Source organism: Cryobacterium sp. N19, assembly GCF_002929595.1.
GTDB classification, from domain to species: domain Bacteria; phylum Actinomycetota; class Actinomycetes; order Actinomycetales; family Microbacteriaceae; genus Cryobacterium; species Cryobacterium flavum.
Map to the genome: position 1 here is coordinate 228,156 of NZ_PJJR01000054.1, position 14,031 is coordinate 242,186.

13 protein-coding genes are annotated in these 14,031 nt (G+C 65.6%); 12 read left to right on the forward strand and 1 reads right to left on the reverse strand.

What is annotated here, in order from left to right; all coding sequences use genetic code 11:
• Positions 1–341: 341 nt before the first annotated feature.
• From ftsZ to CXY78_RS19250, 9 genes are all read left to right on the forward strand, one after another.
• Positions 342–1,553: a cell division protein FtsZ gene (gene ftsZ / locus CXY78_RS19210; RefSeq protein WP_092339767.1), complete on the forward strand. Its 1,212-nt coding sequence runs from the start codon at positions 342–344 to the stop codon at positions 1,551–1,553.
• Positions 1,554–1,646: 93 nt separating this feature from the next.
• On the forward strand, positions 1,647–2,363 hold the full coding sequence (locus CXY78_RS19215) for a YggS family pyridoxal phosphate-dependent enzyme (protein WP_199182642.1): 717 nt from the start codon (positions 1,647–1,649) through the stop codon (positions 2,361–2,363).
• Between the two features lie 35 nt (positions 2,364–2,398).
• On the forward strand, positions 2,399–2,941 hold the full coding sequence (locus tag CXY78_RS19220) for a cell division protein SepF (RefSeq protein WP_104090733.1): 543 nt from the start codon (positions 2,399–2,401) through the stop codon (positions 2,939–2,941).
• Between the two features lie 8 nt (positions 2,942–2,949).
• Positions 2,950–3,252 carry a YggT family protein gene (locus CXY78_RS19225; RefSeq protein WP_174776441.1) on the forward strand — a complete coding sequence of 101 codons (303 nt, stop codon included), beginning with the start codon at positions 2,950–2,952 and terminating at the stop codon, positions 3,250–3,252.
• Between the two features lie 148 nt (positions 3,253–3,400).
• A complete protein-coding gene (locus tag CXY78_RS19230) occupies positions 3,401–4,003 on the forward strand; it encodes a DivIVA domain-containing protein (protein WP_092339770.1) in 603 nt (200 codons plus the stop codon).
• Positions 3,993–4,631, forward strand: coding sequence for a signal peptidase II (gene lspA, locus CXY78_RS19235; RefSeq protein WP_233197510.1), 639 nt, complete (start codon positions 3,993–3,995; stop codon positions 4,629–4,631). The genes CXY78_RS19230 and lspA overlap by 11 nt, the downstream gene beginning before the upstream one ends.
• Positions 4,628–5,578 carry an RluA family pseudouridine synthase gene (locus tag CXY78_RS19240; protein WP_092339772.1) on the forward strand — a complete coding sequence of 317 codons (951 nt, stop codon included), beginning with the start codon at positions 4,628–4,630 and terminating at the stop codon, positions 5,576–5,578. Before lspA ends, CXY78_RS19240 begins: the two co-directional genes overlap by 4 nt.
• Before the next feature lie 111 nt (positions 5,579–5,689).
• Positions 5,690–9,157: a DNA polymerase III subunit alpha gene (gene dnaE, locus CXY78_RS19245; protein ID WP_092339876.1), complete on the forward strand. Its 3,468-nt coding sequence runs from the start codon at positions 5,690–5,692 to the stop codon at positions 9,155–9,157.
• Positions 9,158–9,224: 67 nt separating this feature from the next.
• A complete protein-coding gene (locus CXY78_RS19250; protein ID WP_104090737.1) occupies positions 9,225–10,010 on the forward strand; it encodes a 1-acyl-sn-glycerol-3-phosphate acyltransferase in 786 nt (261 codons plus the stop codon).
• A gap of 203 nt (positions 10,011–10,213) precedes the next feature.
• On the opposite strand, the gene CXY78_RS19255 is transcribed toward CXY78_RS19250, so the two are convergent.
• Positions 10,214–10,768: a flavin reductase family protein gene (locus CXY78_RS19255; protein WP_092339774.1), complete on the reverse strand. Its 555-nt coding sequence runs from the start codon at positions 10,766–10,768 to the stop codon at positions 10,214–10,216.
• Between the two features lie 82 nt (positions 10,769–10,850).
• On the opposite strand from CXY78_RS19255, the gene hisD reads away from it, so the two are divergent.
• From hisD to CXY78_RS19270, 3 genes are all read left to right on the forward strand, one after another.
• Entirely contained in the window at positions 10,851–12,155 is a 1,305-nt protein-coding gene (gene hisD / locus CXY78_RS19260) for a histidinol dehydrogenase (protein WP_092339775.1), read from the forward strand.
• 106 nt (positions 12,156–12,261) lie between these two features.
• Entirely contained in the window at positions 12,262–12,780 is a 519-nt protein-coding gene (gene nrdR / locus CXY78_RS19265; RefSeq protein ID WP_092339776.1) for a transcriptional regulator NrdR, read from the forward strand.
• Positions 12,781–12,793: 13 nt separating this feature from the next.
• On the forward strand, positions 12,794–13,834 hold the full coding sequence (locus CXY78_RS19270) for a quinone-dependent dihydroorotate dehydrogenase (RefSeq protein ID WP_104090739.1): 1,041 nt from the start codon (positions 12,794–12,796) through the stop codon (positions 13,832–13,834).
• Positions 13,835–14,031: the final 197 nt, after the last annotated feature.

The window sequence follows — 14,031 nt, forward strand, 5'->3', positions numbered from 1 at the left end:
CTGTTTCGGGCGCGGTCGCGGTGAAGGGCGGCAACCGCTCGGCAAGATTCGGCGCGCCGCGATGCTGCACGAGCGGCTGAAAGCTGCTTGCGCGGCTGGCGCAGCTGGCGTGCCGCGCGCGCGAGCAGTATATGGGCGCGTGAAACCCAAAATGGGCGTGAAGGGGTTCGCGCGGAGCCCCGCAACGGGTCGCGGCAACGGATTCTTCGAGTTCTTCGCGACACGCGGGCGCGCCTCCCCAGCGACGCGCCGCGCCCGCATACTTTCGTAATCAGGAATTGCATACTCAGCATAACTTTAAACTTCGACTAGAGGTTTAGGGTTCCACCCGGAGGCCGGACGTGTCAAACAATCAAAATTATTTAGCCGTCATCAAGGTTGTCGGCATCGGCGGTGGTGGCGTCAACGCCGTCAACCGCATGATCGAACTGGGCCTCCGCGGTGTCGAGTTCATCGCCATCAATACGGATGCCCAGGCCCTGCTCATGAGCGACGCCGACGTCAAGCTCGACGTCGGTCGTGACCTCACCCGCGGCCTCGGTGCCGGTGCTGACCCTGAGGTGGGTCGCCGCGCCGCCGAGGACCACGCCGAGGAGATCGAGGAAGCCCTCGCCGGGGCCGATATGGTCTTCGTCACCGCCGGCGAGGGTGGTGGCACCGGAACCGGTGGCGCCCCCGTCGTCGCCCGCATCGCCAAGTCGATCGGCGCCCTCACGATCGGTGTCGTCACCAAGCCGTTCGGCTTCGAGGGCAAGCGTCGCCAGGCGCAGGCCGAGACCGGTGTCGCCTCGCTCAAGAACGAGGTCGACACGCTCATCGTCGTACCCAACGATCGCCTGCTCGAGATCAGCGACCGCGGCATCAGCATGCTCGAAGCTTTCGCGACCGCCGACCAGGTGCTCCTCGCCGGTGTGCAGGGCATCACCGACCTGATCACCACCCCCGGCCTGATCAACCTCGACTTCGCCGACGTCAAGTCGGTCATGCAGGGTGCTGGCTCGGCCCTCATGGGCATCGGCTCAGCTCGCGGCGCCGACCGTGCCATCAAGGCGGCCGAACTGGCCGTCGCCTCGCCCCTGCTCGAAGCTTCGATCGACGGCGCGCACGGCGTGCTCCTGTCGATCCAGGGTGGATCCAACCTTGGTATTTTCGAGATCAACGACGCGGCCCGCCTCGTGCAGGAAGCCGTGCACCCCGAAGCCAACATCATCTTCGGTGCCGTCATCGACGACACTTTGGGTGACGAGGTACGGGTCACCGTCATCGCCGCCGGCTTCGACGGCGGCGAGCCCGGCGCCAAGGCGGTCGAGGTTCGCCGTGCCGACCTCGTCGCGGCTGGCATCGCGGCCGGCGCCGGAACGGCTGCCGCCGGAGCTGCGGCATCCGCTGGCAGCGCCACGGGAACCCCAGCGACCGACTCGGGCAGCTACAGCGACGGCGAGCTCGCGGCCTCCGTCTGGGGCGGCTCCGACGCCGGCAACGGCGTGACCGTGGCCGACCCGGCCTTTGAAGAAGAGGCCGACGACCTGGACATCCCCGACTTCCTCAAATAAGGCGCGTTTACAGTAGTCCCGGGGACGATGTGTCAGAATGTCGACCCCGGGCGCACTGCCTTAATCGCACGTGACGAACAGAGCAGCATGAGCATGGCACTTCCTGACGCGGCGGCCGAACCGGCACCGGGCATAACGGCACCGAGCGATCTGGCCACCCGTCTGCAGACCGTGCGCGCTGGCGTCGCCGACGCCGCGGGTGAGGCTGGCCGTGACCCGGCCGACATCACCACGATCGTCGTCACCAAGTTTCACCCGATTTCATTGATCGAAGAGCTCTACGCCCTGGGTGTTCGCAACCTGGGGGAGAACCGACACCAGGAGGCGCAGGGCAAGGCAGCGTCGCTCACTGATCTCGACCTCGTCTGGCACTTCGTCGGTCAGATTCAGGGCAAAAAGGCGCGCCAGGTGCGGGCCTACGCCAACGTCATCCACTCGATTGATCGAGAGTCATTGGTGAGCGCTCTCGGCTCGGAGGAAGCGAGCGTTGACTGCTTCATTCAGGTGAATTTAACGGATGACGCGGCTCGCGGCGGTGTGGATCCCGCGAACCTGCCGGCCCTCGTCGACAGCGTTCAGGCCACACCGGGCCTCGTCCTGCTCGGCCTCATGGCCGTGGCGCCGCTCGGCGCTGAACCGCGACGGGCCTTTGCCCAGGTACGCGAGTTCAGCGAACAGATCCGCGGCCAGGCCCCGGACGCCACCGCACTGTCCATGGGCATGAGCCAGGACTACGCGGCGGCCGTGCTCGAAGGGGCGACACACCTAAGAATTGGCACTGCAATCACCGGCAATCGCCCGGTGCTCTAATAATCTCGAAGTAGCAAACCAACACGGAGGTCGACATGTCCAACCCGCTCAAGAAAACCATGGTCTACCTGGGTCTGGCAGACGAAGAGCTGGAGTACCAGGCACCCGCCGGTACCGGCAATTCCAACAGCGGCTCCAGTAGCCATGCCGCTGCCAATCACGTGAGCGCCGTTCCGGCACGCGGGCACGACAGCAATGCCCCTCATGCCAACGCGGCCCACCATGATGCCGGTCGTGCACCGGTGACCCCCCTGCGTAAGACTTCGACCCCCCAGAATGTGGCTGCGTCTGAAATGAATGAGATTCTCACGGTTCACCCTCGCGCCTACAAGGACGCCCAGGTCATCGCCGAGTCCTTCCGCGAAGGGATCCCGGTCATCATCAACCTGTCGCAGATGAGCGACGGCGATGCTCGCCGCCTCATCGACTTCGCGAGCGGCCTGTCGCAGGGCCTGTACGGCAAGATTGAGCGCGTCACCGCCAAGGTCTTCCTGCTCTCGCCGTCCCACGTCGTCGTCTCCGGCGACAGCACCACCGAAGAGGGCGCTGAAGACAGCTCCTTCTTCGCGCAAGGCTAGACTTAAGCGTGACTGGTCTATCAATTCTGGGGAATCTTCTCTATTTCGTATTCTTCATGTACTTCCTCGTGCTCTGGGGTCGATTCATTATCGATCTTGTGCGCGGTGTCAACCGGGCCTGGCGCCCGCAGGGTTTCCTGCTGGTGCTCGTCGAACTCGTCTACACGCTGACCGATCCGCCGGTACGTTTCTTCCGTCGTCTGGTTCCGCCGCTTCGCATCGGGCCCATCGCTTTGGATTTCGGCTTCACACTGACGATGCTTTGCTGCATCGTCGGCATGACCGTGGCAGGAATAATACAACGCGCCTAGCGGGGCATGTATCCTTGTCGGATGACTGGTTCGCCGTGAGCCCGTACTCGCTCGTCGGCAGCCCGTAGTTAATAAAATACTTGAGCCACTCATGGGCTTGAGTCAGTCAACTGTTCACAATAAATACAAGTTTTGAGGGTGGAAAGCCATGGCGCTAACTCCGGAAGATGTAGTCAACAAAAGGTTCCAGTCGACCAAGTTCCGTGAGGGATACGATCAGGACGAGGTCGATGACTTTCTCGACGAGGTCGTCGTCGAACTGCGTCGCCTGACCAAGGAGAACGAGGAACTGCGGGGCCAGGTCGGCTCTGACGCTGCCCCGGCAGCTGAGGCTGCTCCGGTCGCTGCCGTGGTCGCTGAGCCCGTCGTGGTCGAACCCGTCGCCGCTCCTGTCGCCGCCGCACCAATCGACGAGACGGCCGGCACGACCAACCTGCTGCAGCTGGCTCGCCGCCTGCACGAAGAGCACGTCAAGGAAGGCGCCGAGAAGCGCGACGCCTTGATCGCTGAAGGCCACGCCACAGCAGCACGCGTCATTGCCGAAGCCGAGACCCAGCAGCGCGTGCAACTGCAGAAGCTCGACCAGGAGCGTTCAACGCTCGAGGGCAAGATCGACGAGCTGCGTACGTTCGAGCGCGAGTACCGCCTGAAGCTCAAGAGCTACATCGAGGGCCAGCTCCACGACCTCGATGCGACCTCGGTCGACGCCGGCAACGCGCCGAAGCCCAGCTTCCAGGGCTTTGGAGCCTAGGGCCCGAACGAAGAAGCGTTCGCGAGCGCTTATCGTTCTAGCCCTCGTCGCGCTGGGCGTTTACGCGCTCGATCAAGTCAGCAAGTACCTCGTCGTCGCTTCGATGACCGAGGGGTCCATGATTCGGGTTCTGAACGACGTGCTGCAACTGCACTTTGTTCGGAACCCGGGCGCGGCGTTCTCCCTGGCCAGCGGCTCCACTTGGATCTTCTCGATCATCGCCGCGGCCGTCGTCATCTTCATCGTCTGGTTCGCCCGGCGCATCCGCTCGTTCGCCTGGGGACTGGTCTTCGGGCTCCTACTCGGCGGAGTGCTCGGCAACCTGACCGACCGGCTGCTGCGCGAACCCGGCTTCGGCGTCGGGCACGTCGTCGACTTCATCTCCACACCGTGGCTGCTGCCGGCGATCTATAACGTCGCCGACATGGCCATCGTGAGCAGCATGGTCATCTTCATGATCTTGACCATTCGCGGCATCGGCCTCGACGGCAACAAGGTCGTGGCCGAAAGCAAGACCGCCACGCCAACACTGAAACAAACGGATGCTGTGACCCCCGATACCACCACCAGCGACACCGTTGCCCCCACCCGTGAACGGCCAGCCCCGGGCGCCGAGGCCCTGCCATGACCGGCTCCCCGGGCCTGTCCAGCCCCCCGGAGCGGCGATCACTGCCGCTCCCCGACGGTCTCGAAGGAGTGCGCGTCGACGCCGGCCTGGCCAAGCTGTTCGGTTTTTCCCGCAGCTTCGCTGCCGAGGTGTCCGAGGCCGGCGGAGTCGTGCTCGACGGCACCGTGGTGGGCAAGTCCGAACGTTTGCGGGCCGGCAGTTGGATCGAAGTGACCTGGCAGCCCAAACAGCCACTCCGCATCATCCCCATCGCCGTTCCCGACCTCACCGTTGTGCACGACGATGAGAGCATCATCGTGATCAACAAGCCGGCCGGTGTCGCCGCGCACGCGAGCGTCGGCTGGACCGGGCCGACCGTACCCGGGGCCCTCGCCGCTGCGGGTTTTCGCATCGCCACCTCCGGTGCCGCCGAGCGCGCGGGCATCGTGCACCGCCTCGACGTCGGCACGAGCGGTCTCATGGTCGTCGCCAAGTCGGAGACGGCCTATGTTGCACTCAAGAAGGCGTTCCACGACCGCGAGGTCGAGAAGATCTACCACACGGTCGTGCAAGGCCACCCCGACCCACTTGCCGGCACCATCGACGCCCCGATCGGCCGCCACCCGCGGTCGGACTGGAAGTTCGCGGTCATGGCCGACGGCAAGCCCTCGATCACCCACTACGAGACCCTCGAAGCCTTCCCCTACGGTTCCCTTCTCGAGGTGCACCTGGAGACGGGGCGCACCCACCAGATTCGGGTGCACATGACGGCCCAACGGCATCCGTGCGTCGGTGACGCCATGTACGGAGCCGATCCGTCGATCACCGCCCGGCTTGGTCTCAAACGCCAGTGGCTGCACGCTAAACAGTTGGCGTTCACTCACCCGGACAGTCACGAGTGGGTCACCTACAACGCCGACTACCCGGCCGACCTCTCGCACGCCCTCGCGGTGCTGCGCGGAGACTGACCGAGGCCGACTCGTCCCTAATCGTTTCACCAACTCGTCGGAGTCCCTGTGAGTAACCCGGTCAGTGCCACTGACAATTTCGTCCACCTGCACGTGCACAGCGAATATTCCATGCTCGACGGCGCCGCCCGGGTGAAACCCCTGATCAAAGCTGCGGTGGAGCAGGGGATGCCGGCGGTCGCGATCACCGACCACGGCAACGTGTTCGGCGCCTTCGACTTTTGGAAGAGCGCGACCGACGCCGGCATCAAGCCGATCATCGGCACCGAGGCGTACATCACGCCCGGCACCGATCGTCGCGACAAGACCCGGGTGCGCTGGGGCACGAGCGGGCAGAACCGTGACGACGTGGGTGGCGCCGGCTCGTACACCCACATGACGTTGCTCTCCGAGAACACGGCGGGCATGCACAACCTGTTCCGGCTCTCGTCGAAGGCGAGCCTCGAGGGCTACTACTTCAAACCGCGCATGGACCGCGAGCTGCTCAGCCAGTTCTCCAAAGGCTTGATCGGCACGACCGGATGCGTCGGTGGCGAAGTGCAGACCCGCCTGCGCCTCGGTCAGTACGAGGAAGCCAAGAAAGCCGCCGGCGACTTTCAGGACATCTTCGGCAAGGAGAATTTCTTCTGCGAGATCATGGACCACGGCATCGACATCGAACGCCGCACCATGACCGACCTGCTCAAGCTGGCCAAGGAGCTCGACTTGCCGCTGCTGGCCAGCAACGACCTGCACTACACCCACGCGCACGACGCCACCGCGCACGCCGCTCTGCTCTGCGTGCAGTCGGCATCGACCCTCGACGACCCGAACCGGTTCAAGTTCGACTCCAACGAGTTCTACCTGAAGACGGCCGCTCAGATGAGGCACCTGTTTCGGGACCACCCCGAGTCCTGCGACAACACGCTGCTCATCGCCGAGCGCTGCGAGGTGGAATTCAACACCCAAGCCAACTACATGCCCCGTTTTCCCTGCCCGGAGGGTGAGAACGAGGAAAGCTGGTTCATCAAGGAGAACGAGATCGGGCTGGCCAAGCGCTACCCGAAGGGCATCCCCGCAGATGTGCGAAAGCGTGCCGACTACGAAATCGGCATCATCGTGCAGATGGGATTCCCCGGCTACTTTCTGGTCGTCGCCGACTTCATCATGTGGTCCAAGCAGCAGGGAATCCGTGTCGGCCCCGGCCGTGGTTCGGGTGCCGGCTCGATGGTCGCCTACGCGATGGGCATCACCGACCTCGACCCGCTCGTGCACGGCCTCATCTTCGAACGGTTCTTGAACCCCGACCGCGTCTCCATGCCCGACTTCGACGTCGACTTCGACGAGCGTCGCCGCGGTGAGGTCATCAAATACGTCACCGAGAAGTACGGCGAGGAACGCGTCGCCCAGATCGTCACCTACGGCACGATCAAGGCCAAGCAGGCCCTAAAAGATGCCTCCCGCGTGCTCGGCTTTCCGTTCGGCATGGGCGACAAGCTCACCAAGGCAATGCCGCCGGCCATCATGGGCAAGGACGTGCCACTGACCGGCATGTTCGACAAAGACCACCCGCGCTACCGCGAAGCAGCCGACTTTCGGGCCGTGATCGAAAGCGACCCCGAGGCCCGCACCGTCTTCGACACGGCCCTCGGCCTGGAGAATCTCAAGCGCCAGTGGGGCGTGCACGCCGCCGGCGTGATCATGTCGAGCGACCCTTTGATCGACATCATCCCGATCATGAAACGTGAAGCGGATGGCCAGGTGGTAACGCAATTCGACTACCCCGCCTCCGAAGCGCTCGGACTGATCAAGATGGACTTCCTCGGGCTGCGCAACCTCACCATCATCGACGACACCCTCGACAACATCGCCGTGAACCGCGGCCACCGACCCGTACTCGAAGACCTCGGCCTGGAAGACCCCGCCGCGTACGAACTGCTCGCCCGCGGCGACACCCTCGGCGTGTTCCAGCTTGACGGCGGGCCGATGCGCGCCCTGCTGCGGCTGATGAAACCCGACAACTTCGAAGACATCTCGGCCGTCATCGCGCTGTACCGCCCGGGGCCCATGGGCGCCAACTCGCACACCAACTACGCGCTGCGGAAGACCGGCGTGCAGGAGATCATCCCGATCCATGCAGAGCTTGAGGAAGCCCTGAAAGATGTCATCGGCAACACCTACGGCCTAATCGTCTACCAGGAGCAGGTCATGTCGATCGCGCAGGTGCTCGCCGGCTTCACGCTCGGTGAAGCCGACCTGCTGCGCCGCGCCATGGGTAAGAAGAAGAAGTCCGAGCTGGATAAGCAGTTCGAGGGCTTCTCCAAGGGCATGCAGGACCGCGGCTATTCAATGGACGCCGTCACCACGGTCTGGAATATCCTGCTGCCATTCTCCGACTACGCCTTCAACAAGGCACACTCCGCCGCCTACGGCGTGCTCTCCTACTGGACCGCGTACCTCAAGGCCGTCTACCCGGCCGAATACATGGCCGCCCTGCTCACGAGCGTCGGTGACTCCCGCGACAAGCTCGCGCTCTATCTCAACGAGTGCCGCCGCATGGGCATCCAGGTGCTGGCGCCCGACGTGAACGAGTCGATCGGGTTCTTCGCGGCCGTTGGCACGGACATCCGTTTTGGTTTGGGTGCCGTGCGCAACGTGGGCTTCAACGTGGTCGAGGCCATTCGCGGTGCCCGCGAGGAGAAGGGGCGCTTCGAGTCGTTCCACGACTTTCTGCGCAAGGTGCCGCTTCCGGTCGCCAACAAGCGCACGATCGAATCTCTGGTCAAGGCCGGGGCGTTCGATTCGCTCGGCGCGACCCGGCGCGGCATGGTTGAGATTCACGAATCCGCCGTCGAATCGGCCGTCAAGATCAAGCGCGAAGAGAGCAACGGCAACATCGGGTTCGACTTCGACAGCCTGTTCGACGAACCGCAGGACACTGAGCAGGTGCCGGACCGGCCGGAATGGAGCAAGAAGGAGAAGCTCGCCTACGAACGCGACATGCTCGGGCTCTACGTGTCCGACCATCCGCTCGCCGGGTTGGAGATCCCGCTCGCCAAGCATGCCAGCACCACGATCGCCGACCTGATCGCCTCAGAGTCGACCGAGGACGGCGACACGGTGACCGTGGCCGGCCTGATCACGAGCGTGCAGCATCGCATCGCGAAGAAGTCGGGCAACCAGTACGGCATGATCCAGGTCGAGGACTTCGGCGGTGAGATCACCGCGATGTTCATGGGCAAGGCCTACCTCGAGTTCGCGCCGGAACTGATCAGCGACTCGGTCGTCGTGGTGCGCGGGCGGGTGAGCCTGCGCGACGACGGCATGAACCTGCACGCGTTCAGCGTGTTCCAGCCGGAGCTCGGGCAGGGTTCAGACCAGAGCATGGTCTCGATCACCGTGGGGGAGGCCCGTGCGACGACCGACACGGTAAGTGCGCTCGGTGAGATTCTCAAGCGCCACGCCGGCGACGCCGAGGTGCGGCTCAAACTGGTCAAGGGGGATGTGGCCCGGGTGTTCGAGCTGCCGCACCGGGTGAAAGTGAGCGCCGACCTGTTCGGCGAACTCAAGAGCATTCTCGGCCCGAACTGCCTGACCTGATCCTCGGACCGGATTTCGTCACCGCAGACCGCAGATGACTGACAGGATGCGAGCCTAGGCTGGCAGCATGCACAAGCGAGAGCCGATCTACCAGGCCGCCATCGGAGCCGGGCGAGCCCTGTTCGGCCTGCTTCGGGTGCGCCGCACTGTCACCGGGCTCGAGCAGCTGCCGGCGAGTGGCGGCGCCGTGCTGGCGATCACCCACTTCGGGTACCTGGACTTCGCCTTGGTCGAGTGGGTGACTTGGCTGCACAACCGCCGCCATATCCGGTTCATGGCCAAGAAGGGCGCCTTCGACCAGAAGCTGGTCGGGCCCCTGCTGCGCGGCATGAAGCACATCTCGGTCGACATGGAGAGCGGCGGCGCGGCCTACGCCCAGGCCGTCGAGGCCCTGCGCGCCGGCGAACTGCTGGGAGTCTTTCCCGAGGGAGGTGTCAACGCCTCGTTCACCGTGCGGGAGCTCAAGACCGGTGCCGTGCGCATGGCACTGGCCGCGAACGTGCCGATCATTCCGGTGGCGGTGTGGGGCGGGCATCGGCTCATGACCAAGAACCATCGTTCGACGCTGAGGGAGCGGATCGGCGTGCCGGTCAGCATCCGTTTTGGGGAACCTTTTTCAGCGGATGCCGCTGGCCGCGTTGACGACGACGTCGCGGATACCACGCTACGGCTCCACGACACCCTGCAGGCCCTGGTTGCTGCCGTGCAGGCGGAGTATTCGGTGCCGGGTACCGGCCAGTGGTGGCAGCCGGCGCACCTTGGCGGAACGGCGCCGACTCCGGCGGAGGCGGCGGTGGCCGAGGCTGAACGCCGTCGTCGCAAGGCTGCCGAGAAGCTGGCCGGCAAGAAGTAACGGCCGCGCTCCTCGAGCATGCAGTGGCTCTTGTCTAAAGTATGTCCAGGCTCAGGGGAGTCTCGCCCCGCCGCGAGACGACAGCTTCGGCCCCTTGGGAGCTCGTCGAGGGGCCGATGGTGTCGTCTCGCGCGGACGATAGGGCCGAAAGTGGCATCTCGCGCCAGAGTTGCCCCTGCGGTCCGCGCGGTGGCCGGGCTGGTCTAGACAGCGGCGCCCGGAACCCGGTAGGTGCGTTCGTGGTAGAGCAGGGCCTCGTCGTCGGTGCCCATGCCGCCGCCCTCGATCTGCACGACCACGACGGCGTTGTTGTGCACCGAAACCCGTTCGACAACGCGGCCGAGCATCCAGCTGGTCACCCCGGTCAACACGGGCAGCCCGTACGGGCCAGGCTGCCAGTGATCGCCGACGAAACGTTCTGCGTGCGGGCCGGCGAGCTTCTCGGCGATGGCCCGGTTGTGGGCACCCAACATGTGGATGGCCACGCGGTCGGCTGCGGCGATCGCAGCCCACGAGCTGGCCGACCTGGCCATGTTGAACGTTGCGAGTGGCGGAACCGCCGACAGCGAGGCCAGGGAGGTGGCCGTGAACCCGACGGGGCTGCCGTCGGGCGCGAGTGTCGTGATCGCTGCGACGCCGGCAGCGTGGCGGCGGAACGCGTGTTTGAACGCGGCAAGGTCGTCGGGCGCATTGGGGTCGGCGGCCAGCGGTGGGGCTGCCGGGAGAGTAGTCAGTGGGGGTTCAACGTTGCTTTGCATACTCAACCAACAATCTGTTTCAACCTCAGCCTATTCCCGCGCGCTGAGTGTTACGCCTCATGGACGGATAGGCTGGATCACGATGATCCAGACTATTGACCTTCGCGGAAGCGAGCCCACACCGGCCGCGCTCCTGGCCTCCGTTCCCCGCGCCCTGACCAGCGTGGCCGTCGCCGCCGATATCGCGGCCGAGCTGATCGCCGATGTGCGAGCGCGGGGCGGAGCCGCCCTGCTCGACCAGGCCGAACGCCTCGACCGGGTGCGCCCGGGCCAGGTGCGCGTTCCAGCCAGCCACATTGCCGACGCGGTCGCCGGGCTCGACCCGGACGTGCGCACCGCTATCACCGAGACCATACGCAGGGTGCGTCTGGCCAGTGCTGCGCAGGTGCCGCCGCACGTGACGACCACGATCGAGGCCGGAGCCACCATCACCCAGCGCTGGCAGCCGGTGAACCGGGTCGGACTCTACGTTCCCGGCGGCAAGGCCGTCTACCCGTCGAGCGTGGTGATGAACGTCGTGCCCGCTCAGGTCTCCGGGGTGCGTTCGATCGCGCTCGCCTCACCGCCGCAGAGTCACTTCGACGGCCGTGTGCACCCCACCATCCTCGCCGTCGCCGGCCTGCTCGGCGTCGACGAGATCTACGCGATGGGCGGCGCCGGTGCTATCGGCGCCCTCGCCTACGGCGTCCCCGACATCGGCCTCGAACCCGTGCAGATCGTCACCGGCCCCGGCAACGTGTACGTGGCCGCCGCGAAGCGGCTCATCCGTGGGCAGGCCGGCATCGACTCCGAGGCCGGACCCACCGATATCCTCGTGATAGCGGATGCCGCGGCCGACCCGCTGCTCGTCGCCGCCGACCTGGTGAGCCAGGCCGAGCACGACGAGCTCGCCGCCACCGTGCTGGTGACCGATTCGATCGAACTCGCCGATGCCGTGGCGGCGCGCCTGGCCGTGCTGGCGGCATCCACTACCCACAGTGAGCGAGTGACGGCGGCGCTCGGCGGCCGCCAGTCGGCCATCGTGCTCGTCGATAACCTGCACGTCGCGGCCGGTTTCAGCAACGCCTTCGCACCGGAACACCTCGAGATCCAGACGAGTGATCCCGACGCCGTGCTGGCCGAAATCGAGAACGCCGGAGCTATTTTTCTCGGCCCGTATTCGCCGGTGAGCCTCGGCGACTATGTTGCCGGTTCCAACCACGTGCTGCCGACCGCGGGAGCGGCCCGGTTCTCCTCCGGCCTCGGCGCCTATACGTTTTTGCGGCCGCAGCAGGTCGTGCGCTACGACCGTGCGGCGCTCGAAGCCGTCGCCGGTCACATCCGTGCGCTCTCCGACGCCGAAGCGCTGCCCGCGCACGGAGACGCGGTCACCGCTCGCTTCGAGTGAGCCCCATTCCGCGAGAGCGGGAATTTCGTAACTTCAGCCCAACCGAAGCAACATAATTCCCGCTCTCGCGAACCTCAGGGGCGCAGGCCGCTAGGCTGGAGGCACAATGTTCTGCCCGTTCTGTCGCCACCCCGATTCCCGAGTCGTCGACTCGCGCACGAGCGACGACGGGCTCTCGATTCGCCGTCGGCGGCAGTGCCCGGAGTGCGGCCGTCGCTTCAGCACCACCGAGACCGCGAGCCTGAACATCATCAAGCGCAGCGGCGTGGTCGAGCCGTTCAGCCGCGAGAAGATCGTCTCCGGCGTGCGTAAGGCGTGCCAGGGCCGACCGGTCACCGACTCCGACCTCGCCATGCTCGCCCAGAAGGTCGAAGAAACCATTCGCCAGACCGGCGCCTCCCAGGTCGACGCCAACGACATCGGCCTCGCAATCCTGCCGCCCCTGCGTGACCTCGACGAGGTCGCCTACCTGCGATTCGCGAGCGTCTACCAGGGCTTCGACTCCCTCGACGACTTCGAAGCGGCCATCACCCAGCTGCGCACCGAGCATACGGCCCGCTCGAACAGCCTCAAGACAGCGGATGCCGTGGACGCGTCCGCCGCCACCAGTTCCTCGAAAGCGTAAGGCCCAGGGCTCGATGTATCCGCTGTTCTTCAAGTACGTGCTCACCCGACTGGATCCCGAGCGTGCCCACCACCTCGCCTTCACCGTCATCCGGCTGCTGCCGACGCTCGGCATCGGTCGCTTGGTGCACCGTTTCACCCGCCCGCGCACCGACCTCGGGGTCGACACCCTCGGTCTGCACTTCACTTCTCCTTTCGGCGTCGCGGCCGGTTTCGACAAGGACGGCGAGGCCGTGCTCGGCCTCGGCCAGCTCGGCTTCGGCCACGTCGAGGTCGGTACGCTCACCGCCGTCGCCCAGCCGGGCAACCCCACACCGCGCCTGTTTCGGCTCGTGGCCGATCGTGCCGTCATCAACCGCATGGGCTTCAACAACCACGGCGCCGCTGCGGCCGTCGCCCGGCTGAGGCGAATTCGCGCTGCGCCGCATCGCCCGGTGCTCGGCATCAACATCGGCAAGAGCCGCGTCACGGCCGTCGAGAGCGCCGCGGCCGACTACCTGCAGAGCGCCCGGACCCTCGCCGCCCTCGCCGACTATCTCGTGGTCAACGTGAGCTCACCCAACACCCCGGGCCTGCGCGGACTGCAGGAGCTCGACCAGCTCGCGCCGCTGCTCACCGCGGTCAAGGGTGCCGCCGGTGCCACGCCGCTGCTCGTGAAGATCGCGCCCGACCTGAGTGATGAGGAGGTCGCCCGCATCGCGACCCTCGCCGTCGACCTCGGCCTCGACGGCATCATCGCCACAAATACCACGATCTCCCGCACCGGACTGAAAACGGATGCCGCCACCGTCATCGCCGCCGGAGACGGCGGACTGTCCGGCGCCCCGCTGCACGCGAGGTCACTGGCCATTCTCCTGCAGATCCGCGCCGTCGTCCCGGCCGATTTCTGCGTCATCTCGGTCGGCGGAGTGGACACAGCGGCCCAGGTCGCCGAGCGCCTCGCGGCCGGAGCAACCCTCGTGCAGGGCTACACGGCGTTCCTCTACCGCGGTCCGCTCTGGGCGCGCCAGATCAACCGCGGACTCGACCGCATCCTGGCCGGAACCGGCCGCTAGCAGAGCCCGCAGAATTGGTCTAGTGGAGGCTATCCTCCTTTTTCCGACATTCGTTCGAAACAAAGTTGAACTCGAACTGATATATGACACGCCTAGACTGCCATTTCCGGGCGTTCTCCACTCGCAACAATTCCCGTCAGCCCGCGTTTCAGTACCACAGCTGCTGTAATCCCACAGAGCCCTTGCACCCTCGAGAG

Excerpts from the sequence above, each read along its gene's own strand:
- CXY78_RS19270 (WP_104090739.1), top strand. The coding sequence starts at position 12,794 with ATGTATCCGCTGTTCTTCAAGTACGTGCTCACCCGACTGGATCCCGAG.
- CXY78_RS19240 (WP_092339772.1), top strand. The coding sequence starts at position 4,628 with ATGACCGGCTCCCCGGGCCTGTCCAGCCCCCCGGAGCGGCGATCACTG.
- CXY78_RS19215 (WP_199182642.1), top strand. The coding sequence starts at position 1,647 with ATGGCACTTCCTGACGCGGCGGCCGAACCGGCACCGGGCATAACGGCA.
- CXY78_RS19230 (WP_092339770.1), top strand. The coding sequence starts at position 3,401 with ATGGCGCTAACTCCGGAAGATGTAGTCAACAAAAGGTTCCAGTCGACC.
- CXY78_RS19250 (WP_104090737.1), top strand. The coding sequence starts at position 9,225 with ATGCACAAGCGAGAGCCGATCTACCAGGCCGCCATCGGAGCCGGGCGA.
- CXY78_RS19220 (WP_104090733.1), top strand. The coding sequence starts at position 2,399 with ATGTCCAACCCGCTCAAGAAAACCATGGTCTACCTGGGTCTGGCAGAC.
- nrdR (WP_092339776.1), top strand. The coding sequence starts at position 12,262 with ATGTTCTGCCCGTTCTGTCGCCACCCCGATTCCCGAGTCGTCGACTCG.
- dnaE (WP_092339876.1), top strand. The coding sequence starts at position 5,690 with ATGCTCGACGGCGCCGCCCGGGTGAAACCCCTGATCAAAGCTGCGGTG.
- CXY78_RS19255 (WP_092339774.1), bottom strand. The coding sequence starts at position 10,768 with ATGCAAAGCAACGTTGAACCCCCACTGACTACTCTCCCGGCAGCCCCA.
- hisD (WP_092339775.1), top strand. The coding sequence starts at position 10,851 with ATGATCCAGACTATTGACCTTCGCGGAAGCGAGCCCACACCGGCCGCG.